Raw genomic sequence first — 23,064 nt, forward strand, 5'->3', positions numbered from 1 at the left:
ATCTGGTGGCTGTTTTTTATTTTGCAATAATGGGCGTATTGGGAATCGTAAAGCCGGCCTCTGTTAATGCTTTGATATATTGGGCTAGAAATTCTTCTTTGACCGCAAATTGTTTGCCGTTTAGTACATACATGGTCGTTCGCACCGCAAAGTTGCCATTGCCTAAGTCGACCATACCAAAAATATCTGGCCCAGTTTGAATACTTTCGATATACTTTTCTTTTAACGTTTCATTGACTTCTGTAATCACTTCACAAATTTTTTCATAACCTTCTTCAGGATTGATGCGGACATCAATTAACACTTGCATATTGGCACGAGACAGGTTACTGATTGTGGTGATGTTTCGGTTTGGAATAAAATGAACAGTTCCATCAACCGCTTTAATTTGAGTGGTTCGTAATCCGACAGAAGTAACTGTTCCTTCAATATTTAACGCCAATAAACGAATATAATCGCCTACATCCATTTGTTGTTCTAAAATAATGAAAAATCCGGTAATTAAGTCATTCATGAATCCTTGAGCCCCTAAACCAATGGCAACACCGGCAATTCCAGCTCCGGCTAATAATGAGCCAACAGGCACACCGACAATGGTCAAAAGAGAATAGATGAAGAAAAAGAACAGCGTATATTGAAATGCATTAATGATTAAAGTGTGTAACGTTTTTAAACGGCTTTCACTAAAATGTTGCTTTTTACTATAATTTGCATAGGTGCGATCAATTAAATATTTCCCGATTCGCTGAATAATAAAAAATAGAAAAATTAAAAATAAAATTGATAAACTTTTTTCAATTAAGGTAGCGACAATGGCATCCCAATTAATATTGTTCCAAAAGCGTTGTAGCGCGCTCACTTTTTTTACGGTCGCTTCTGCTAAATCAGGAGCAGAAGAATCGACTGTTTCAGTACTGGCTAAACCAAGTATCAACATAAAAATCCAACTTTCTCTAAAATTTCTTCTTTTAGTATACTAAATCTCTCGGCGAAAGGGGAAGAAAATAGAAAGTTTTTTTAAAGACTTAACATGTTTTTTTAGGAATGTTATAATTTTGTAAATAAATAATATATTTTATAATTTTGTTAAAGGTTGTGAGTGCTGCGTGAAAGTTTCAATTGAATGGGCAAAAAATGATTTACTTTCTAAATTACCTGTAACAATTTTTATTGATGAACGATGTGCCACTCGCTTGACGGCTGACAAGCGACGAACATTCATCTTCCATAATCCAGTCGCTTTACGATTAGGGAGTCGTTTTTTTAGTAGTCAGATAATCGAAATTGCGGAATCATGTACATTGAAAGTTTCCTTTAATTGGTCCTGTGTTTATCTCTTTTGTATCTGGTTACTTGCAGTTAAACTGTGGATTGGAAGCGTTAGCGGTCGAACAATTGTAGTTGTGGCACTAATCGGAGTGCTGACCTATTGGCGTCGTTATTTATTGAAAATAAAGAAAATGACCTGACAAGTCGTGATTGTTTCGTGAAAGAAGAATGCGTAGTATACTAAAAGTAATGAAAATGAAGGGACTGAAGAAACACATGACTTTGGATAAAACAAAAAAATTAGCAAACGGCAATGAAATGCCACGCCTAGGTTTAGGTGTTTGGCGTGTAGAAGATGGCTCAGAAGCAACAAATTCAGTAAAATGGGCTTTAGAAGCGGGTTATCGCTTGATTGATACGGCAGCCGTTTATAAAAACGAAGCAGGGGTGGGCGAAGGCATTCGTCAATCGGGTATTCCCCGCGAAGAAATTTTCGTGACGACGAAATTATGGAATGAAGATCAAGGCTATGAAAATGCGATTAAAGCGTTTGATAAAAGCTTAGAAAAATTAGGGTTAGACTATGTTGATTTATATTTAATTCACTGGCCTGTTGCTGGTAAATATAAAGAATCATGGAAAGCATTAGAAGAAATTTACGCAAGTGGTCGTGCCAAAGCAATTGGCGTTTCCAATTTTCATCAACATCATTTGGAAGATTTATTAACAGAAGCAAATGTTGTGCCAATGGTGGATCAAATTGAATTACATCCTACGTTAACACAAGAACCGCTACGAAAATATTTAGCCGAAAATAAGATTGCCGTGGAGGCTTGGTCTCCTCTAGGACAAGGTAATTTATTATCTGAACCAGTACTAGTGAAAATTGGTGAAAAATATGGTAAATCAGCGGCCCAAGTGATTATTCGTTGGCACTTACAAAATGATATTATCGTGATTCCTAAATCTGTTCACGAAAAAAGAATTCAGGAAAATTTTGCTGTCTTTGATTTTGAATTAACACCAGAAGAAATAACCGCAATTAATCAGTTAAATAAGGATCATCGTTTTGGTGCAGATCCAGATAATTTTGATTTTTAAGTATGATAGCAAGTAAAAACGGAGGGGCGAAAGACGTCCCTCCGTTTTTACTATAATTTTTGAACAAAGTAGTTAAAGAGTGCTTGGGATTTGGCATCACGTGCGTACATTAGTTCAGGATGCCATTGAACAGCTAATAAAGGCTGCTGTTCATTTGTTGATTCCACTGCTTCTGCAAGGCCATCAGAGGACCAAGCAGTAACGCGTAAATCTTTTCCTAAAGTATGTAGTGCTTGGTGATGGTACGAGTTGACTTTACCAGTTGTACCATATATGTTTGATAATTGACTGTCTGGTTCAACATCAATACGATGCGTCGCAAAGATTGGTTGAGTGGGTTGTTGTCCGTGCTTAACTGACCATTGAGGATACATCGATAAATCTTGATATAATGTGCCACCTAAAGCAACATTGACTAATTGCATTCCACGGCAAACCGCAAAAATAGGTTTGTTTTGTTTTAAGGCTTCTTCAATTAGGGCTAACTCAAACTCGTCACGATCACGATTCGTTTCTTCTAATTTTATATGGGGTTCTTGTCCGTAAAATTCAGGGGCAACATCTTGACCGCCTGCTAAAAGTAGTTTATCAATTTGTTGTATATACGTAGCGGCTAATTCTTTGGGGCCAATTGGCAAAACGAGAGGAACGCCACCTGCGGCTTGAACAGCGCTAACAAAACCTTGTGGGGTGTAAGTCACTTGGTTACCGTGAAACACTTCAGCTGCCTGCAAAAGTTGATTGCCAGCGATTCCAATAATTTTTTTTGTCATAATAACATCACATCCTCAATAAATTCATACGTTCTATTGTAGCACTTTTTTTGAAAAAAGTGTTTGAGAAGAAGTCGAGACAAGTTTTGTCTCGGACAGCTCTCAAACACAAAAAGCTCAGTAAGTGAACAAGTGAAACTTTTTAACGTTCACGAATGACTTCGATTTTATAACCATCTGGGTCGACAACAAAGTAATAAGATGGTGCAGTTCCAGGTAAGCCTTTTAAGTCAGTAACAGTTAAGCCAGCCGCTTGATGTTTTTCGTGTAATCCTTCTAAATCATCTGTACTGATGGCGATATGACCATAACCGTTTCCTAAATCGTATGCTTCATGATCATAATTATAAGTTAGTTCTAGTTCGTAGTCGTCTCCTGGTAAAGTTAGATAAACCAAAGTAAATTTATTTTCTGGAAAATCACGACGGCGACTTTCTTCAAAATTGAAGGCTTTTTGATAGAAATCTAATGATGCCTCTAAATCTTTTACACGCACACATGTATGAGCCATTTTCATAGTTAAAAACTCCCTTTCAAACTTAATTATATTTCCAACGTTAATAGTAGCATAGATAAACGTGAAATGTAGAGAAAAACGCTTGGTTTCTGACTTGTTCTAAAGGAATTTCTCAGGTAAAATAGATGAAAAGAGAAGAGGTGCGCCAATGAAAACGCCAACGTTTGGAAAAAGAGAAGAGACATTGACCTATCAAACAAGATATGCTGCATACATTATTGTTTCAAAGCCAGAAAATAACACAATGGTTCTGGTACAAGCGCCAAATGGAGCTTATTTTTTACCAGGAGGCGAAATTGAAGGCACCGAAACGAAAGAAGAAGCGATCCATCGAGAAGTGCTAGAAGAATTGGGAATTAGTGTAGAAATTGGCTGTTATTTAGGGGAAGCTGATGAATATTTTTATTCGAACCATCGCCAAACTGCCTATTATAATCCTGGATATTTTTATGTAGCGAATACTTGGCGGCAACTTAGCGAACCCTTAGAAAGGACCAATACTTTACACTGGGTTGCACCAGAAGAAGCAGTCCGTTTATTAAAAAGAGGAAGCCACCGCTGGGCCGTTGAAAAATGGCTAGCGGCAGCATCATAAAATAACGAATAACCCTCAATCTATGTTGATTAGATTGAGGGTTATTGTTATTGAAAAGAATGTTTAAATTAAAACCATTTTTTCAATAATTTGAGCGACACCATCTTCGTCATTACTAGTGGTATGCACATCGGCAATTGTTTTAACATTTTCTGTCGCATTGCCCATCGCAACACCAATCCCAGCGTAATCAATCATGGATAAGTCATTTTCATTGTCACCAATGGCCATCACTTCGTCTTTATTTAAGCCTAAATGGTCTGCCAATTTTGCTAGAGCATTGCCTTTGCTAGCATTTTTATTCATGATTTCATAGTAAAAAGGCGTACTTTTAACAGTCGTATATTTTTCGGTAAAATGTAATGGTAATTTTGCAATGGCAGGATCTAAAACTTCCGGCTCATCAATCATCATCATTTTAATAATGTTCATCTCTGGTGTCATTTCATCCACCGTACGATATTTTAAAGGCATGTTCACTAAAGATGCTTCGTGAATCGTATATTTACCAATATTGCGATTGGCAGTGTAAATAGCGGAATCATCAATTGTATGCAAGTGAGCGCCGACTTTACGAGAATACATTTCAATTTCTAAAAAATCCTCATAACTCAAGGTATAGCGTGAAATAATCGTATTATCTTTGGTTGCTTGGACAAGCGAACCGTTGTAGGTAATCACGAAATCATTTTCACCATATAAGGCTAATTCATCCAATTGTTCTTTCACGCCTGGCAAAGGACGGCCTGTACATAAAACAATACGAACACCTTGCTCATTTGCTTTTTGGAGCGCTTCTTTGACCCGTGGGGTAATCTTGTGTTGTGAATTTAGCAATGTTCCGTCGATATCAATAGCAACTAACTTAATTGACATAGAATCCTCCTAGAAAACCTATTTTTTTAAAACTAACGCACCATTATGAATGTAACTTGAAAACTCACGATACGTCTCATCAAATAAATCGTAATGTTTTTTATTTCCTTGGTCAAGCATTTCTTTAGGGAAATAGAAACGTTCATCTCCTTGACTCTGACCAGCAAGTGCTGCAACTAGGGGACTGACCGTTGCCAATTCCACTAATGAGCCATCTTTTTGCATCAATTCAATTTGTGTACGATGACGGTCTTTATTTGGACGATAAAAATCGTAAGGTAAATCATAGCTTGAATTAATGGCAGTATAATATTTAGGGTTGAAACCAACTTTTTCAATCAATTCCCTTAAATAAGCAATCGTTGCTGCGCTCTCTTTTTCGTTAGTAAAGGTGGCTGACTTCAGAGGCTTACGCATAAGGAAACGTTTGGCTAAATCACCTAGAATTGAATCAGGCACATCCATCCATTGTGTAAAGTACGTAGAGAGGACGCCATCATCCAATTTTAAATATTCTTGTAAGGTGAAGTCCCCTTTAAAGAATGGTACAAGCAGAGAGGCTTGTAAATCATAGTCAAATTCAGGGTTTTCAAATAATTCTTTCGCCCGATGCAATAAATGATCAAGAATCACTTCCATCCCACGAGAAACAGGGTGGAAATAGACTTGGACATACATTTGGTAACGACTAACGATATAGTCTTCCACCGCATGCATCCCATTCATAGCAAAGGCAATGCCTCCTTTGTATGGTCGAATCACACGTAAGATTCTAGTTAAATCGAAGGTTCCGTATTCCGTCCCTGTAAAGTAAGCATCACGTAACAGATAGTCCATGCGATCGGCATCAATTTGACTAGAAATCATTTGCACCACTTGAGGATTTGGGTATTGTTTAGTAATAACGCTGGCGACTTTTTCAGGAAAATCTGCCGAAACACGATTTAAAATTTGATAGACTTCCGTTTCTGGTGAGGTGATGATTTGGACCGTGATTGCTTCATGGTTTGTATCAAAAATATGCTCGAATGTATGTGAATAAGGACCATGACCGACATCATGTAATAAAGCTGCGCAAAGTGTAATCAGGCGCTCGTCATCATTCCAGCCGTTTTCACCTAATCGTTCCACAGAGTAGTTACGTTGGAAAATCTCACAAATCCGACGTGTAATTTCGTAAACACCCAAAGAATGGGAAAAACGACTATGTTCGGCACCGTGAAACGTAAAAGAAGAAGTACCTAGTTGCTTAATGCGACGTAATCGTTGCACTTCAGCAGAATTAATAAGGTCTAAAATCACTTGATGTTGGACATGAATATAATTATGGACGGGATCACGAAAAACTTTTTCGATTGGTAATCGTTGCTCTTTATACGGAATCGTCATAAGATCTCTCCTTTAATTAAGGCGTTTCGTTGCGCCATTTTTTCCAGCTGGACAGTTAAATTTGTTTGGAACCATTCTGAGGTTATAATTGGTTCGGTTAAGTTTGGATCAATAGATTTTTCAAATTGTTGAGGTAATGCTTCGATTAAACGGGTTTTTACGGCGTCTATTGTTAATGGAGTCTCAATCAGGGTTTCTAAATTTGCCATCACTGCTGGATCAACGGGTGGATAGCCATTTTCACCAAATTGTTCTTGTAACCCAGCAAGGTAAAAGTCTCGAACCACTTCTCCACGAGCAAGTTGATTGCCGTTAACGCTGATGTAAATCATGACAGAAATACCGTCTTTGACGCGTCGTTGGGCAATCCCTGCAAACTTTTGACCGCCAATACTTAAATCATAAGTACCGGGACAATAGGATGTAGTAATTTCAAAGGCGTCAATCTCTTTCTCCGGAAAACTCTGACGGAGCCAAGCCCACATTAATTCATAAGCCGCATCGATACTTAATTTGTGTTCAGAATTATTTGGTAAAATAAGTGAAACATTTAAAATACCCGAATCGGCAATCACCCCTAAACCGCCGGCATTGCGAACGACTACAGAATAATCGTTTTCTTGCAGAGAAGCGATGCCTTCTTTTAGATGTGGTACACGGGTATCTTTCATGCCAAGAATCATTGCTTGATCCAATTGCCAGAAATGAATGATTGGTTGGTGCTGCATTCCTGAAAAAGTAGTTAAAACATCGGTCAAAGCAAAAGGAAAAAAATAGTCACTGTTTGTTAAACAACCTGAATCAAGGAGCATAAATGATTCGGTGTGAAGGGGAAAAGTTGTGCTCATAAAAAACGTCCTGTCTATTTATAATTACGTCATTTAATACGTTTATTTTCTTACTCTCTCTTATATTATATACAAAAAACGCAAAAAAGCATGTTATATAAACGAATTCTGAAGGAATTCTCTAAAATAGTAAACGGTTTTCTTATTAAATAGATGAAACAAATGCTTGCAACCCGTGAAAAGAGCTTATACAATAAGAAAAGGTACATAAACAAGGAAAAATTGACTTTAGTTGACAAATACATTGAAAAAGTCAACAATAAGAAAGTTATATTTTGGAAAAGGAGTGACCATTATGGATTTATCAACAGGCGTTCCTGTATCGATTCAACTAAAAACGATTGTCCAACAAGGCAACGAACAAAAAGATTTTTTCTTTGACTTAGAAGGTCAATTAGTAAAAATGGGTGATACATTATACATTCGTTACAAAGAAGAATTATTAGAGGATACAGAGCCAACCCCCGTAACCATTAAAATTGAACCAGACGGGCATGTTCAGCTGATTCGTGCCGGTGAATTACGGATGCGTTTAAGATTTGGCTATCAGGAAAAATTAGATACAAGTTATCGAACCCCTTATGGCTTGCTGCAGATTAGTACGTTTACACATAATTTGCGTGTTAGTTTAAAAGACCAACCAATGTCTGGTAAGATTTTAGTTGATTATGATTTATACTCTCAAACAGAGCGAATCGGAGAATATCATTTAGAATTAGAATTTACTGCATAAATATTGCAGAATAGAATTGATTTTTTTTCAATGTTTTTGTATGATAAGGAGTAGACTGTGAAAGGACGTGTACCTCTTGGAAATTAATGTATTTGAAGGGTTAAACAAAAAAGAATTATCCATGATTGAAGTAGCACACGCTATTTTAGAACAACATGCAGATGTAATGGATTTTTCTGATTTAGTTAACCAAATCCAAAATTATCTTGGCAAGTCTGATAGTGAAATTCGTGACCAATTAGCACAATTTTATACAGATTTAAACATCGACGGTAGCTTTATCTCATTGGGAGACAATCGTTGGGGCTTACGTTCATGGTATCCAATCGATTCAATCGATGAAGAAGTTACACATGGCTTGGAAGAAGACGAAGAAGATGCACCACGTCGTAGAAAACGTAAAAAAGTAAATGCCTTCATCACTAATCCAAACGATGAAGATGTAATTGACTATAACGATGACGATCCAGAAGATGCTGAATTAACAAATGATGATGAAGAAGACATCTTGTACGATGATGAAGAAGATGAAGATGAAGAAATCAAAGCATACAACTCTGACTTACAAGAGATTGGTGCAGATTCAGACGATGATGAAGAAGACATTCCGCAAATCGAAGAAGATTTAACGATCATTGATGACGATGATGTTGAAGATGAAGACGATTTTGATGACGAATATTCTGAAGAGTAAGAAACCAAAAAGCTTGATTCCTAAGAAGGAGTCAAGCTTTTTAGTTGAATGTCCAAGAAAAATGAGAAAATAGAAAAAATTATTTTCTTGAATAGAAGTACTTGACCTGATGTCCGTTTGCTTGTATTATACTACTTGGGCACCTTTAAGAAGGTCAGAAGTTTGAACGAACTTACAAGCTCCCTATTCGTAATGGATAGGGAGCTTTTCTATTTTTGTTTCTTTTTTATTTGGAGAAACGTAAGAGTCTCAAAGTTGTTTTACTTCTCTCTACAAAATATTATCAAAGAAAGGGTTTTTAACTATTATGACAAAATACATCTTTGTTACAGGTGGCGTGGTTTCTTCTATCGGAAAAGGGATTGTCGCAGCATCTTTAGGACGATTATTAAAAAATCGTGGATTAAAAGTAACGATTCAAAAATTCGATCCATATATTAATGTGGATCCGGGGACAATGAGTCCTTACCAACATGGAGAGGTTTTTGTCACAGATGATGGTGCCGAAACAGATTTGGACTTAGGTCACTATGAACGTTTTATTGATATTAACTTAAATAAATACTCAAACGTAACCACTGGGAAAATTTATTCAGAAGTCTTACGTAAAGAACGTAAAGGGGAATACTTAGGTGCAACAGTGCAAGTTATTCCACACATTACCAATGAAATCAAAGAAAAAATCATGCGTGCAGCGAAAATGACGGATGCCGATGTGATTATCACAGAAGTAGGTGGTACTGTCGGCGACATCGAATCATTACCTTTCCTAGAAGCATTGCGTCAAATGAAAGCTGATATGGGTAGTGACAACGTAATGTACATCCATACAACCTTGATTCCTTACTTAAAAGCGGCTGGCGAAATGAAAACTAAACCAACACAACATAGTGTCAAAGAATTAAGAAGTTTAGGGATTCAACCAAATATTTTAGTGGTCCGTACGGAATTACCTGTTTCTCAAAACACTAAAAACAAATTAGCACAATTCTGTGATGTTAATCCAGAAGCGGTAATTGAATCTCGTGATGTTGAAACATTGTACTCCATTCCGTTAGCACTTCAAGCACAAAACATGGATCAAATTGTTTGTGATCATTTAAAATTGGATGCACCGGCTGCAGACATGACTGAGTGGTGTGCATTAGAAGAAAAAGTTCTTAACTTGAAAAAGAAAACAAAAATTGCGCTGGTTGGTAAATATGTTGAATTACCAGATGCCTATATTTCTGTTGTAGAAGCATTAAAACATGCTGGGTTTGATTTTGATTCAGATATCGAAATTGATTGGGTTGATTCACAAGAATTAACTGCTGAAAATGTCGCTGAAAGAATTGGTTCAGCAGATGGTATTTTGGTTCCTGGTGGTTTTGGTGATCGTGGAATTGAAGGAAAAATTGAAGCGATTCGTTTTGCTCGCGAAAATGACGTACCATTCCTTGGCATTTGCTTAGGTATGCAAATGGCCTGTGTAGAATTTGGTCGTAACGTTGTGGGCTTAGAAGATGCTGGTTCTGCAGAAACTAATCCTGACGTGACAAATAACATTATTGATTTAATGGCAGATCAAGAAAACATTGAGAATTTAGGTGGCACACTACGTTTAGGTTTATATCCATGTAAATTGAAAAAAGGAACGAAAACTGCGGCAGCGTACGGAAATGAAGATGTTGTCCAAGAACGTCACCGTCATCGTTATGAATTTAACAACAAATACCGTCAATTATTTGAAGAAAATGGCTTAGTTTTCTCTGGAGTTTCACCAGATAATCGTTTAGTTGAGATTGTTGAAATTCCTGAAAAACAATTCTTTGTGGCTTGTCAATTCCACCCAGAATTAATTTCTCGTCCAAATCGCCCACAACGCTTAATCAAAGGATTTGTTGGTGCAGCTTTGGCAAATAAAGAAAGTAAATAAGCAAAAATGGACGAAGTGATTCAGTTCACTTCGTCCATTTTTACTCTAAAAAAGTACGGGGCTCATCATGAGCCCCGTACTTTTTATGCTGCTTTATTTTCATCTGGTTTAGAACTACTTTCAGGTGGTTGCGGTGGTTCTTGTGAACTAGAACTTGAAGGTTCAGGTGGTTGTTCTGATGTTGCCGGTTGCTCTGCTGAGGAAGAGCTTGCCGGTTGTTCGGTTGATGGTGGCGCTTCAGAGGAAGAAGGCGCACTTTCTGAACTAGAACTTGATGAACTTTCCGCTTCTTTTGTGGAAGAGGATTCCACCGTACTGCTAGATTCCGGCTGTGGTGCTGAAGAGGTAGTACTTGGTAAAACTTGTACATTTGGTACCTCATAGGCATCTTTCACGTATAATTCATTACCTACCCGCACAACACTGTCTGGCTGCACCCAGTCATCGTTTGAAACATTTTGAGACAAGTAACTCATTATTTCACGATAAACATCCGAGGCAATCCCATAGTATTCTTGATAGATTGGTGTATTTCGATCATTGTATCCAGTCCAAACAGAAACGGCATAGTGTGTTGTATAACCAACAAAGGTACTATCCGGGGCAATTCCTTTTTCTGTTGTGCCCATTCGCGCTAAATCTTCATCAGTATAGTTAGAAGTCCCTGTTTTGGCCGCTTGGATTAAGCCTGGAATGGCGCCGTTAAATCCTGTTCCGCCGTTTAAAACATCTTTTAACATATCCGTCATCATATAGGCGGTAGAGTCTTTCATCGCACGTTTACCATCAGGTTGATAATCAACGCTAGTTCCATCATTGAAAACGACTTTGTTTACGTAATACGGTTTGTTATAAATCCCGTTATTGGCGAAAGCCGCATAAGCTGCTGCTAACTTCAATGAGGAAATCCCGTATTTATCGCCATCTACATCGCTTGTGTTACTTGAAATGGCATTTGACGCTTCTAAGTTTTTATAGTCAATTCCTAGTCCTTTAATGAAAGGCATGATGTTTTCTTTACCAACTTCATCAAACGTCTGGACCGCGGTGGTGTTACGAGAACCCATAATCGCACGGCGCATAGTAATGACGCCTTGATATGTTAAATCAGAGTTGAAGACATCAATGTCGGTACCAGGATATTTCGTTGGTTTATCCACCATGAGGCGACCTGTCGAATAATTTAAATTCTCAATTGCGGGACCATAATCCATGATTGGTTTCACGGTTGAACCAACATCACGTTGGGTGTTAACAGCTAAATTGTTTCCTAATTGCACATCATCAGGAATGTGACGACCACCAATTTGTGCTCGGACTTGTCCAGAGGCAACATCAATAACGGTTGAAGCCACTTGCATTTTATCATCTGGAAACGCAACGTATTGATCACTGTTGACAATATCGTAAAGTTGTTTTTGGGCATTCATATCTAAGTTTGTGTAGATATCTAGTCCGTCTGTGTAAACATTTTTACCAGTTTTTGCTTTCACTTCATTGATTACTTCTTTGACGTAATTATCTACGACTTTTCGATTGTCATCACTGGCTTTTAATGGCACTAAGCCTTCATCGATTGGGGTAGCTTTGGCTTTTTCGTACTCTGCTTTCGAGATTTTTTTATTGTCGTACATTGTGTAGAGTACAACATCCCGGCGTTCTTTAGCAGTATCTGGTTTTGTATAGGGATCGTATGAGTTTGGCGCTTGTGGCATTCCTGCCAGTAGGGCCGTTTGTGGTAAATCAAGTTCAGATAAATGTTTACCATAATAATTTTCAGCCGCTGTTTCCATTCCATAAAAACCATTCGCCATGTAGACTTTGTTAATGTAGTAAGTTAAAATTTCTTCTTTTGATTTTTCACGTTCTAAACGAACAGCCATCCATGCTTCTTGTGCTTTCCGTTTCAAGGTTTGGTCAGATTCTTTTGTAGAGAAGTAGGACAATTTAATTAATTGTTGGGTTAAGGTACTTCCGCCTTGTAATCCACCATTTTTGACATTTGAAAGGGCAGAACCGATAATCCGAATCGGATCCACACCAATGTGTTTATAGAAACGACGGTCTTCGACAGAAACAATGGCATCTTTTAATAATTGAGGCACATCATTTGGTTGAATTAATTCACGCTTTTCTGCGCCTAAATCCTCAAAAATTTCATTATTAATATCGTAAAGCTTCGATGAAACTGTCGCATTCAGTTTGTCATCTTCTAATTTTGGGGCTTGTCGTGCATAGAACCAAAAAAGACCAACGCCTGCTAAAAAAGCGACCATCCCAGCGATAAGTAAGCCAAGAAAGATTTTTAAAACAAGCCGTTTTTTCTTTTTCGGCGGTTGTGTCTTTTTCTTGTAACTCGACTTCGATGAGGTGTTGGATGCATGTCTAGCAGCTCGCGAGCCTGAATTTGCGGTTGGCATAAATAGCAACTCCTTTGTTATACTTTCAAAACTTTATGAATCTAGTGTGTCTGAATATATTGTTCCACTGCGTCGAGATAAGGGATTCGCGGTGCGATTCCAAAAGATAATTCAATTCCTTCTTTCTCGATGAGTGCAAGCGGCATAGATTTTTTTCCAGTAACTGCTTGGTTTTTCCAATGCGTTATTAGATTTTCACCACTAAAAAAGAAGCAGCGTTTTAAGCTTGAAAACCATAATAGCACAAAACAAATCCCTTGTTGTGCTATACATTGTTCCATATGATCAATTTGATGTTGATGAAAATTTTTAAAGGGAAAGGACGTGGTGTTTTTCGTTTCTTTCGCTTCAAAATCTATGTAACGGCCTTGATATACACCGTTATAATCAGTCGTTGAAGCTTGTCTAAAGTAGGCCTCCTTAATAACAGCCGCACTTCGTTTGGGATAATCTACTTTAACAATTTGAACAGGAGTGGGTTTCTTATGAACGACTGCTTGCTTATTCAATAGATAATATTGATTGCTTTGATTGATCGCTTCTTCGAAATCCATCCCACGATTACCAAATTCAACGGGGCGTTTCTTTTTTACTTGTTTTTTTGGTGATTGTGCTTCATGATGATTATAAGGTATTCCGTTAGGATAATGGAACGTCACGTTTATCACACTCCTAGCCTGTATTATACCAAAAAAAAGACCTGAAAGAAAAGGGATGACTTATGGAAATGATAAAAACCCTCTATGTCACCGGTTATCGCAGCTTTGAATTGGGGATATTTCAAGGAAAAGACCCGAAAATCACAGTTATTAAAAATGTCTTAAAAAAAGAGTTAGCCAGTTATATTGAAGCGGGAGTAGAATGGATTTTGATTTCTGGCAATTTAGGTGTTGAACTTTGGACAGCTGAAGTAGTTGGGGAATTAAAAACGGAATATCCAGAAGTTCAGCTAGGTTTGCTTTATCCATTTAAAGACTTTGGCAATAATTGGAATGAACAAAATCGAGAACTGTTAACGAAAGCGGAAAGTTTGGCTGATTATATCAACTCAGTAAGTCACCAACCCTATCAATCGCCAGCACAATTAAAAATGCATACAAAATTTCTTTTGGAACATTCTGGAGGCAGCTTACTTATTTATGACAAAGAGTACCCTGGCAAAACGGAGTATTTTTTAAAGGATGCACAACATTTTTCGGAACGAGAACCCTATGATATTCGCTTAATTACAATGGATGATTTACAAAACTCGGTGATTGATTAGAGAATCTGTTTGATTTTCTAGCTATTTTTCGTTACAATAGTACTTGTGGAACTATGAAATTTTCTATCGTAAATAAACAAATGAGGTGTAAACATGGCAAATTTAGTATATAGTCCTAAAGACATTTTACAAAAAGAATTTAAAACGAAAATGATGAACGGGTATGACCCAATTGAAGTAGACGAATTTTTAGACAATGTTATTAAAGACTACGAAGCTTATAATAAAGAATTATTAAGCTTGCAAGAAGAAAACAGCCGCTTAATGGCAAAATTAGACCAATTATCAAAAGCCCAACCAACGCCTCGTGTTGCTCAAGAAGTACCAAAAAGTGCAGCAGTGACCAACTTTGATATTTTAAAACGTTTATCAAACTTAGAGCGTGAAGTTTTTGGTAAAAAGTTAGATGAAACACCTTCAACACCTGTAACGCCTTCTGCACCGTCAATGCCTGCAGAACCAGCGAATCATGATGTTGATAATGCACAAACACGTCAATTTTAACAAGACAATTTAAGTCAAGTTTTCACGAGGAACAAAAAGCATTTGTTAGAATAGCGGACACTTGTTTTAGTGTATAAATTTTTGCTGTTCGTTTAAACAGATTTGTAATTTTCGGGTGATCGCGGTTTGCTTTTGCAAGCTGAGGAAAGTCCATGCTCGCACAAGCTGAGATGCTTGTAGTGTTCGTGCTTAGCGAAATCATAAGCTAAGGTACTCTTTTAGAGTAACGGCAGGAAAAATGACTAAGGTTTCGACTATGTCAAAGTATCCTTGAAAGTGCCACAGTGACGAAGCGATGTGGGAAACTCCATCGGTGGAACGCGGTAAACCCCTCGAGCGAGCAACCCAAACAATGGTAGGGGCGCTCTTCTAAAGGAAATGAACGAGTAGAAGAGGCAGAGTTTACTCTGCAGATAGATGATGACCGTCACCAATTTTTCCTGAAGAATTGGTGATACAGAACATGGCTTATAGAAAATTACAAGTAATTCAGGAAGGCCTTCCAACGTAGTTGTGAAGGCTTTTTTTACGAAAAGAATAAAAAAATGTTAAAATAAAGAAACTGAGATAAAAGTAGTAAGCTGTCTGTTCTAAAGAGGCTGGGACAGGACCGTTTAGTTCAGAGAAAGCGGACAATTACAAAAAACAAGCGGAGCAGTAGTCGGCAGGACTGTTAGCTCCAGACAATAAAAAAGAGTCAAGAAGGAGTTTTTATGACGAAAGAAAAAACATTCAAACTTGTTGCAACGGCTGCTAGTGGCTTAGAAGCATTAGTTGGAAAAGAATTGCGTGATTTAGGGATTCCCTGTGAAGTAGAAAATGGTCGGGCCGTCTTTGAAGGCACAGTTGAAACAATTGCCACTGCCAATTTATGGCTACGAACAGCAGATCGGATTAAAATCGTCGTTGGCGAATTTAACGCCTATAGTTTTGATGAATTATTTGAAAAAGTTAAAGCACTCCCTTGGGAAGATTATTTGCCTTTAGATGCAGAATTTCCAGTTGCAGGTAAATCAATTAAGTCAAAGTTGTATAGTGTTCCTGATTGCCAAGCCATCACCAAAAAAGCCATTGTTAACCGTTTAAGAGAAGTTTACCATCGTCCAGCGACGGTGCCTTTAACCGAAACAGGAGCTTTGTTTAAATTAGAAGTGGCTCTGCTAAAAGATAAAGTGACGTTGACGTTGGACACGACTGGACCAAGTTTATTTAAACGAGGCTATCGCATTGAAAAGGGGGGCGCACCTCTTAAGGAAAACATGGCAGCTGCTTTAGTGATGTTGACCAATTGGCGCAAAGATCGTCCTTTTTATGATCCAGTTTGTGGTTCTGGAACAATTTGTATTGAAGCAGCATTAATTGGCCATAACATTGCCCCTGGCTTTAATCGTAGTTTCACTTGTGAAACATGGGATTGGGTTGATCCAGCAATTTTTGAAAAAGTACGTAACGAAGCCGAGACAAAGGCAGACTACGATGTTGAATTAGATATCTGTGGTTCAGATGTTGATGGGCGAATGATTGAAGTCGCACGAGCGAATGCTGAGGAAGTTGGTTTAGGTGATTCAATTACCTTTAAACAATTGGCCTTAAAAGATTTTACAACCGAGAAGGAATATGGTGTAATGGTAGCTAACCCGCCTTATGGTGAGCGTTTAGGAGAAGAGGAAAGTGTTCGTCGTTTGTATAAAGAAATGGGCCATGTTTTCCGTCCGTTAACTACTTGGAGCAAGTATATACTGACGAGTGATCTTGCTTTTGAAGAATATTATGGTGCCAAAGCTACTAAAAAACGGAAGCTTTACAACGGAGCCTTACGAACAGATTTATTCCAATACTGGGGAACACGTCCACCAAGAAAACCACGGGAAGACTAAGAAAGCTGGTGTAAAAAAATGAAGGAAGCTGTATTTTTACAAGAAGTGAAAGAAATTCAATTACTAAAAAATGCCTTGACATTATTAGACTGGGATTCATCAACTGGGATGCCAGAAAAAAGTAGTCCTTTTCGAGGAGAAGTAGAAGGGTATTTAACCGGATTATATTTTGAACGAAGTATTGGCCCAGTTATTCAAGAAGCATTGGCCTATTTTGAGACACGCCCTGAAGAATTATCTGAATTAGGGAAACTGGTTTTTGAAAAAGTAAAAGAAGAATATGCTTTGAATAAAAATGTTCCAGCTGAACGTATGCAAGAATATGTTAAAGTATTAAACCAAGCACATACAGATTGGCTAAAAGCACGCGCTGCAAAAGATTTCGGCTTGTTAGAAGAAACCTTAACGAAGGTCGTTGCGTTCCAAAAAGAGTTCATTCCTTATTGGCAAAAAGAAGAAAAAACTCCGTATGATGTGTTATTAAATCAATTTGAACCAGGGATGACGGTTGAGAAACTAGACCAAGTATTCGACCAAGCAAAACAAGGGATTCAAGAGATTCGGACCGTTTTAGAGGAAAAAGGTACGCCGCCTAGAACCGACTTTTTATCTAGAAGAATGACCAAAGAACAACAACGCCGTTTTGTGATTGGTGTGGTTGAACAATTAGGCTATGATTTTTCAAAAGGCCGATTAGATGATACAGTTCATCCATTTATGACAGCTCTAAATCGAAATGATGCGCGGATTACTACGCGCTGGGAAGAAAATAATTTCTCAATGGCAACATTTGGTGTGATTCATGAAGCGGGTCATGGGATGTATGAACAAAATTTTGATCCTAAATTTGACTTTACGCCGCTAAGCGAAGGTGCCTCTATGGGGATTCACGAATCACAATCGCTCTTTAATGAAATTATCATTGGTAGCAACCGGGCTTTTTGGCAAAAACAATACCCGTTTTTCCAAGAATGCGCAGAAGGTACTTTTGATGATATTGCTTTTGAAGATTTCTATGCTTCTTTAAAAGAAACGAAAGCAAGTTTGATTCGGATTGATTCCGATAGTCTCACCTATCCTTTGCATATCATTATTCGTTATGAAATTGAAAAAATGTTGTTTAATGGTTCTTTGGAAGTCGCTGATTTGCCAAAAGTGTGGAACGAAAAATACCAAGAGTACTTAGGCATATCACCTGAAAATGACTTAGAAGGTGTCCTTCAAGATGTTCATTGGTCTGGAGGTAGCTTTGGTTATTTCCCATCTTATGCCTTGGGTTATATGTACGCCGCGCAACTATTTCACGCAATGAAACAAGAATTATCTGTTGATGAAATTTTAGCTTCGGAGGATTATTCTGATATCCGTAAATGGTTAACACAACATATTCATCAGTACGGCGCTTCACGTAAACCAAATCAATTAATTTATGATGCAACGGGAGAAGAATTGAATCCTAGTTATTTAATTGATTATATGAAAGCTATTTATTTTGATGTTTATCAAGTGCAATAAGTGAAACAAGCAAGAGGAAGTGGACAACAACAATGTTATCAATTCGTGAATATTTAGAAGCTGGTGAAACAACAATCTCAAACTTACTATTTGATCATTACCAAAAAATTGGTTTGAAAGATGATGAATTTCTCTTTTTACTGCAACTTTTTCGTTCGCAAAATGCAGGCGATTTATTTCCAGACTTAATGGCGATTGCAGAGACGATGGGTAAAACGCCAGATACGATTTATAAGTTATTAAATCAATTGGTTTCTCGCGGTTTTATTCGAATTGAAACACAACAAAACCAAAAAGGTCAAATGATGGATACGTATGATTTACTGCCTGTTTTTCAAAAGATTCAATTATTTTTACAAACGAGCAAAGAAAAACAAGTTGTCGCAAACCACGAAGATGAAATTAAACAGCTTTACCAAGGCTTTGAAAAAGAATTCGGACGTCCACTTTCACCCATTGAATTAGAAATGATTGGTCAGTGGTTGAACACGGATCATTATTCCCCTGAATTAATCCGGTTAGCGTTGCGAGAAGCCGTTTTAAATCAGGCGTATAGTTTGAAATATATTGATCGTATTTTACTTGCGTGGGAGCGTAAAAATATTACCACCAAAGAACAAGTGGCTGCTGATCAGAAAAAACGAAAAGATTCTATGATTCAAAATGAGATTGAACAACAAGGTCAGACACAAGAATCGTTGCCAAAGGTTACATTACACAATTGGTTAAATCCAGAAGATAGTGAATAAAAAGGAGGTGGGCCATGCTATCAAAAGAGAAAACAATGGAAGCTATTGAAATTATGTATGAGATGTTTCCAAATGCAGAATGTGAATTAAAACATAAGAATCCTTTTGAATTATTAATTGCTGTGATTTTAAGTGCGCAAGCAACCGATGTATCGGTAAATAAAGCGACTCCTGGTTTATTCGCAGCTTTTCCAACTCCAGAAGCTTTAGCAGCTGCGCCGGTGGAGGAGATTATTGCTAAAATAAAAACCATTGGCTTATATCGCAATAAAGCAAAAAATATTAAAGCGTGCGCACAACAACTTTTAGAACGTTTCAATGGAGAAGTTCCGCAAACCAGAGATGAACTGGTCAGTTTACCTGGCGTGGGGAGAAAAACAGCCAATGTAGTAATGGGAGATGCTTTCGGCGAACCGGCTTTTGCAGTAGATACACATGTGGAACGAGTGTCCAAGCGCCTTAGAATTTGTAAGCTAAATGCGAATGTTACTGAAGTTGAGCAGACCTTAATGCGTAAAGTTCCGAAAGAACTCTGGGTGAAAACGCACCATACCATGATTTTCTTTGGGCGTTATCACTGCCTAGCAAGAGCGCCTAAATGTGAAGCCTGTCCGCTACTCTATATGTGTCAAGAAGGCAAAGAACGGATGAAAGGGAAATAACATATTTTTCCTAAAAAAGCGAGCCACAAGTCCAACCGACTTTTGGCTCGCTTTCTTTTTTGATTTTTAAGAAACGCAACAAATGATTGCGGTTTCTTAAAAATTGATTTAGTATAGACAGTGTGGTATATACTAGAAAATTTATTTTTTTGAAGAAAGATAGGCGATGAGATGACAGAAAATGCACCCAAATTTAAGCAAATTTCTGCAGAAATTGAAAAGAAGATTCGAGACGGTCTGTATGTAAGTGCACAAAAATTACCTTCAGAATATGATTTAGCTAAAGAATATAACTGCAGTCGCTTGACCATCCGTAAAGCGATTGATGATTTGATCCGCAAAAATATTTTGGTAAAACGACATGGTAAAGGTAGTTATGTGATGTCGCAAGCGAAAATTCAAAGTGGCCGCGCTGGCTTACAAGGTTTTACTGAGGCAGCCAAAGCTTACGGGAAAAAAAGCCAGACAGAAGTCATTTCCTTTGAAGAAGTAGTACATCCCGCTGAGAAAATTCGGGAGGCGCTCCAAGTAGGCAAAAATGAGGCAATTTATGAACTGATTCGCCGCCGAATGTTAGACGGCGAACCAATGACAGTTGAAAAAATTTATTTGCCACAGGCATACGTACAAGGCCATACGAAGCAAGACTTCGAGGGCTCTCTTTTCTGCTTAATCGAGAAGAACGTCGAGATTGCTTATTCGCATCAAGAAATTGAAGCAATCTTAGTTGAAGCGGAAATTTCAGAATTATTGCATGTTCCTGTGGGCCAGCCACTTTTACAAGTCCACTCTATCACCTATGCGCTTGATGCAACCCCCATTTTATATGATGTCTCTTTATATCGAGCAGATCGGTACACATTTAAAAACACACTGACCCGCTATAGCCCGTCTGAAAACAACCAAGTGGAGCTAGGAGGTTCTTGGAACGAATGAAGATAAAAGAAGAAATAGCCGCTCAAAAAGATTTATTTTATGAAGACTTAAACAAAATTATGGCGATTCGAAGTGTGAAAGGGTCGCCTAAAAAAGAGGCACCTTTTGGCGAAGGACCGAAAAGAGCCTTGGAAGAAACGCTGAAACTAGCAGAGCGTTATGGCTTTCAAACTGAGATTGTCAATGACGCAGTTGGCTATGCGCAATGGGGAACAGCGGAAGAATATCTGGGAATTATTGGTCATTTAGACGTAGTACCAGAAGGTTCTGGCTGGTCAGTGCCGCCCTTTCAATTAACGAAAAAAAATCAACGTTTGTATGGTAGAGGAATTCTAGATAATAAAGGTCCTATCTTGGCTTGCCTGTATGGAATGAAATTACTGAAAGAACTTGGTTACCAACCAAAGAAAACCATTCGCTTAATGTTTGGCACGGATGAAGAAAGTGGGAGTGGAGATATCCCCTTATATTTAGAGAAGGAAAACGCACCCGTTTTTGGATTTACTCCAGATTGTAAATATCCAGTAGTTTATGGGGAGCGAGGGATTGTTAATTATGAAATCACAACGACCATCCCAGATGATTCAAGTGAACAAATTGGTCAGATTATAGGTGATCAAGCAAAAGACCACGTACCTGATCAATTAAGTGTGGTGATTGCGGGAAAAACAACGGCAATCACGGGAAAACGTGCTCCTTCCAATGCGCCAGAACTAGGCAAGAACGCGATTACTTTATTGGCACAGAAAATTAGCGAGGAACAGTTAGTCAAAGGAAATTTATTACAGTATTTCGACTGGTTAACCGCTAGTTTTCACGAAAAGCACTATGGCGAAGGAGTAGCTCTAGACTTTAAGGATCAGGATAGTGGGCAATTGATTTTAACGCCCTATGCGTTGGAAAAACGAGGACAGCAATTGGTGTTATCATTGGCCGTGCGTTATCCTGTTTCTATTACAGAAAATGAAGTAACCACGCAGCTAACAAAGGCACTATTTCCAGAAAGTGAAGTGACTGTCATCCGCCGTCTCCCTAGTACGTTGTTTCCAAAAGATGAGCGCAATGTTCAAAAATTAACCAAGGTTTATGAACAAATTACTGGCTTAGATGGGACGCCAGTTACAACTACAGGTGCTACGTATGCTCGCTTTATGCCGAATATCGTTGCTTTTGGGCCGTCATTTCCTGGTCAAAAAGGCATTGCGCATAACCAAGATGAATATATGGATGAAAAAGATTTACTGCTTAATCTGGAAATCTATATGCAAGCGATGATTGCATTAACAGAAGCGTAAAACCAATAGAAGATACACGTATGAGAAGAAGCCAATGTGTTTCGTAGAGGTCGCATACGTGTATCTTTTATTTTTCTGTATAAAATTTCATTTTCAGTATATACAAAACAGTATATACTAGTTTATAATGGTGGAGAAATGTAAGCGTTAACGAAAGGGCGGATGGAAAATGACTTGGGGTGCAATTGCGACATGGCGGATGGCACATGATGGGTTACTAAAAGCTACAGAAGAATTACAACAAGGAGGTGCTGCAGGCACAGCTGTGGAACAATTAATTAAAGAAGTAGAAGACTATCCTTTTTATAAGTCAGTGGGCTACGGCGGTTTACCTAATGAGGAAGGGATTTTAGAAATGGATGCTGCCTATATGGATGGAGATACATTTGCAATTGGTGCTGTGGCAGGAATTACAGATGTTAAAAATCCGATTTCAGTGGCTAAAGCATTAAGTAAAGAGAAGTTTAATAGTTTTCGTGTTGGCGCAGGTGCAACGAAATATTCAATGTTGCACGGTTTTGAAAGAAAGAATATGTTGACAGAACGCGCTAATCAATGGTGGCAAAAGCGTTTAAAAGAAATTCAGGAAAATCAGTTGAACCCCTATGATGGGCATGATACTGTCGGCGCTATTACGTTAGACCAAACAGGATCAATGGCAGCTGGCACTTCCAGTTCGGGACTCTTCATGAAAAAAGCAGGACGTGTTGGTGATTCACCACTGTCAGGTTCTGGTTTTTATGTTGATAGTGAAATTGGTGGTGCTGCGGCTACAGGATTAGGTGAAGATTTAATGAAAGGCTGTCTTTCTTATGAAATCGTTCGTTTAATGGGGGAAGGGCGCTCGCCACAACAAGCATGTGATCAAGCCGTCTATGCTTTTCACGAAAAATTGACTCAACGTTATGGGAAAGCAGGAGCTTTTTCATTAGTGGCCATGAACAAACAGGGAGACTGGGGCGTAGCTACGAATGTGGAATTTACTTTTACGGTTGGTACTGATATGCAGCAACCAGAAATCTATATTGCAAATCCAGGCAAGAATCATACCACAGAGATTCAGCCGATTTCACAAGAATGGTTAGCGGCCTATGAAAAAAGAATCAAAGCACCAATTGAATAAATGAGG

Annotated in this window: 23 protein-coding genes and 1 other RNA gene; 16 read left to right on the top strand and 8 right to left on the bottom strand. The window is 38.1% G+C overall.

Annotated elements, in window-relative coordinates; genetic code table 11:
- Nucleotides 1-16: 16 nt before the first annotated feature.
- The gene (locus IGJ24_RS04470) at nucleotides 17-937 is read right to left on the bottom strand and encodes a mechanosensitive ion channel family protein (RefSeq protein ID WP_002382128.1); all 921 of its coding nucleotides are present in this window, start codon (nucleotides 935-937) and stop codon (nucleotides 17-19) included.
- A 169-nt stretch (nucleotides 938-1,106) separates the two neighbouring features.
- Here IGJ24_RS04470 and IGJ24_RS04475 point away from each other — a divergent pair, with 169 nt between their 5' ends.
- Together IGJ24_RS04475 and IGJ24_RS04480 are read left to right on the top strand one after the other, a co-directional pair.
- A complete protein-coding gene (locus tag IGJ24_RS04475; protein ID WP_002358008.1) occupies nucleotides 1,107-1,469 on the top strand; it encodes a hypothetical protein in 363 nt (120 codons plus the stop codon).
- Nucleotides 1,470-1,497: 28 nt separating this feature from the next.
- A complete protein-coding gene (locus IGJ24_RS04480; protein WP_002382129.1) occupies nucleotides 1,498-2,370 on the top strand; it encodes an aldo/keto reductase in 873 nt (290 codons plus the stop codon).
- Nucleotides 2,371-2,420: 50 nt separating this feature from the next.
- On the opposite strand, the gene IGJ24_RS04485 is transcribed toward IGJ24_RS04480, so the two are convergent.
- Together IGJ24_RS04485 and gloA are read right to left on the bottom strand one after the other, a co-directional pair.
- Nucleotides 2,421-3,143, bottom strand: coding sequence for a gamma-glutamyl-gamma-aminobutyrate hydrolase family protein (locus IGJ24_RS04485; protein ID WP_002394177.1), 723 nt, complete (start codon nucleotides 3,141-3,143; stop codon nucleotides 2,421-2,423).
- A 142-nt stretch (nucleotides 3,144-3,285) separates the two neighbouring features.
- Nucleotides 3,286-3,660, bottom strand: coding sequence for a lactoylglutathione lyase (gene gloA, locus IGJ24_RS04490; protein WP_002358003.1), 375 nt, complete (start codon nucleotides 3,658-3,660; stop codon nucleotides 3,286-3,288).
- 148 nt (nucleotides 3,661-3,808) lie between these two features.
- Between gloA and IGJ24_RS04495 the strand changes: the two genes are divergently transcribed.
- The gene (locus tag IGJ24_RS04495; RefSeq protein WP_002358001.1) at nucleotides 3,809-4,255 is read left to right on the top strand and encodes an NUDIX hydrolase; all 447 of its coding nucleotides are present in this window, start codon (nucleotides 3,809-3,811) and stop codon (nucleotides 4,253-4,255) included.
- A 63-nt stretch (nucleotides 4,256-4,318) separates the two neighbouring features.
- On the opposite strand, the gene yidA is transcribed toward IGJ24_RS04495, so the two are convergent.
- From yidA to IGJ24_RS04510, 3 genes are read right to left on the bottom strand one after another with little or no spacing between them, the layout of a single operon-like run.
- On the bottom strand, nucleotides 4,319-5,131 hold the full coding sequence (yidA, locus tag IGJ24_RS04500) for a sugar-phosphatase (protein ID WP_002377829.1): 813 nt from the start codon (nucleotides 5,129-5,131) through the stop codon (nucleotides 4,319-4,321).
- A gap of 18 nt (nucleotides 5,132-5,149) precedes the next feature.
- A complete protein-coding gene (locus IGJ24_RS04505; protein ID WP_002357999.1) occupies nucleotides 5,150-6,520 on the bottom strand; it encodes a dNTPase in 1,371 nt (456 codons plus the stop codon).
- Complete coding sequence (locus IGJ24_RS04510; RefSeq protein WP_016634759.1) at nucleotides 6,517-7,332, bottom strand: lipoate--protein ligase family protein; 816 nt, start codon at nucleotides 7,330-7,332, stop codon at nucleotides 6,517-6,519. The genes IGJ24_RS04505 and IGJ24_RS04510 overlap by 4 nt, the downstream gene beginning before the upstream one ends.
- Nucleotides 7,333-7,663: 331 nt before the next feature.
- On the opposite strand from IGJ24_RS04510, the gene IGJ24_RS04515 reads away from it, so the two are divergent.
- From IGJ24_RS04515 to IGJ24_RS04525, 3 genes are all read left to right on the top strand, one after another.
- Nucleotides 7,664-8,101 carry a DUF1934 domain-containing protein gene (locus IGJ24_RS04515; RefSeq protein WP_002382132.1) on the top strand — a complete coding sequence of 146 codons (438 nt, stop codon included), beginning with the start codon at nucleotides 7,664-7,666 and terminating at the stop codon, nucleotides 8,099-8,101.
- A 76-nt stretch (nucleotides 8,102-8,177) separates the two neighbouring features.
- Nucleotides 8,178-8,795: a DNA-directed RNA polymerase subunit delta gene (gene rpoE, locus IGJ24_RS04520; protein ID WP_002357996.1), complete on the top strand. Its 618-nt coding sequence runs from the start codon at nucleotides 8,178-8,180 to the stop codon at nucleotides 8,793-8,795.
- Nucleotides 8,796-9,102: 307 nt separating this feature from the next.
- A complete protein-coding gene (locus IGJ24_RS04525; RefSeq protein ID WP_289865592.1) occupies nucleotides 9,103-10,713 on the top strand; it encodes a CTP synthase in 1,611 nt (536 codons plus the stop codon).
- Nucleotides 10,714-10,796: 83 nt separating this feature from the next.
- Here IGJ24_RS04525 and IGJ24_RS04530 read toward each other — a convergent pair whose 3' ends face one another.
- Both IGJ24_RS04530 and recU read right to left on the bottom strand, forming a co-directional pair.
- Nucleotides 10,797-13,133, bottom strand: coding sequence for a PBP1A family penicillin-binding protein (locus IGJ24_RS04530; protein WP_002360569.1), 2,337 nt, complete (start codon nucleotides 13,131-13,133; stop codon nucleotides 10,797-10,799).
- A gap of 41 nt (nucleotides 13,134-13,174) precedes the next feature.
- Complete coding sequence (gene recU / locus IGJ24_RS04535) at nucleotides 13,175-13,792, bottom strand: Holliday junction resolvase RecU (RefSeq protein WP_002388848.1); 618 nt, start codon at nucleotides 13,790-13,792, stop codon at nucleotides 13,175-13,177.
- A gap of 62 nt (nucleotides 13,793-13,854) precedes the next feature.
- On the opposite strand from recU, the gene IGJ24_RS04540 reads away from it, so the two are divergent.
- The 10 genes from IGJ24_RS04540 to IGJ24_RS04585 all read left to right on the top strand — a co-directional run bounded on the left by IGJ24_RS04540 (nucleotide 13,855) and on the right by IGJ24_RS04585 (nucleotide 23,058).
- Nucleotides 13,855-14,397, top strand: a complete 543-nt coding sequence (locus IGJ24_RS04540) for a DUF1273 domain-containing protein (protein WP_002360568.1) — start codon at nucleotides 13,855-13,857, stop codon at nucleotides 14,395-14,397.
- Between the two features lie 93 nt (nucleotides 14,398-14,490).
- Complete coding sequence (gene gpsB, locus IGJ24_RS04545) at nucleotides 14,491-14,901, top strand: cell division regulator GpsB (protein WP_002363721.1); 411 nt, start codon at nucleotides 14,491-14,493, stop codon at nucleotides 14,899-14,901.
- Between the two features lie 107 nt (nucleotides 14,902-15,008).
- An RNA gene (rnpB, locus tag IGJ24_RS04550) (RNase P RNA component class B) lies at nucleotides 15,009-15,377 on the top strand.
- Nucleotides 15,378-15,614: 237 nt separating this feature from the next.
- Nucleotides 15,615-16,778, top strand: a complete 1,164-nt coding sequence (locus IGJ24_RS04555) for a THUMP domain-containing class I SAM-dependent RNA methyltransferase (RefSeq protein ID WP_016633454.1) — start codon at nucleotides 15,615-15,617, stop codon at nucleotides 16,776-16,778.
- A gap of 18 nt (nucleotides 16,779-16,796) precedes the next feature.
- A complete protein-coding gene (locus IGJ24_RS04560) occupies nucleotides 16,797-18,293 on the top strand; it encodes a carboxypeptidase M32 (protein ID WP_438775360.1) in 1,497 nt (498 codons plus the stop codon).
- Between the two features lie 32 nt (nucleotides 18,294-18,325).
- Entirely contained in the window at nucleotides 18,326-19,042 is a 717-nt protein-coding gene (locus IGJ24_RS04565) for a DnaD domain protein (protein ID WP_002357986.1), read from the top strand.
- A 14-nt stretch (nucleotides 19,043-19,056) separates the two neighbouring features.
- The gene (nth, locus tag IGJ24_RS04570; protein WP_002357985.1) at nucleotides 19,057-19,704 is read left to right on the top strand and encodes an endonuclease III; all 648 of its coding nucleotides are present in this window, start codon (nucleotides 19,057-19,059) and stop codon (nucleotides 19,702-19,704) included.
- Nucleotides 19,705-19,875: 171 nt separating this feature from the next.
- Nucleotides 19,876-20,640, top strand: a complete 765-nt coding sequence (locus IGJ24_RS04575; protein ID WP_002360565.1) for a GntR family transcriptional regulator, LSA1692 subfamily — start codon at nucleotides 19,876-19,878, stop codon at nucleotides 20,638-20,640.
- On the top strand, nucleotides 20,637-21,935 hold the full coding sequence (locus IGJ24_RS04580) for a Sapep family Mn(2+)-dependent dipeptidase (protein ID WP_002404439.1): 1,299 nt from the start codon (nucleotides 20,637-20,639) through the stop codon (nucleotides 21,933-21,935). Before IGJ24_RS04575 ends, IGJ24_RS04580 begins: the two co-directional genes overlap by 4 nt.
- 169 nt (nucleotides 21,936-22,104) lie before the next feature.
- Nucleotides 22,105-23,058 carry a N(4)-(beta-N-acetylglucosaminyl)-L-asparaginase gene (locus tag IGJ24_RS04585; protein WP_002361636.1) on the top strand — a complete coding sequence of 318 codons (954 nt, stop codon included), beginning with the start codon at nucleotides 22,105-22,107 and terminating at the stop codon, nucleotides 23,056-23,058.
- Nucleotides 23,059-23,064: the final 6 nt, after the last annotated feature.

The sequence above is a fragment of the Enterococcus sp. DIV0546 genome, from assembly GCF_051712785.1.
GTDB lineage: Bacteria > Bacillota > Bacilli > Lactobacillales > Enterococcaceae > Enterococcus > Enterococcus faecalis.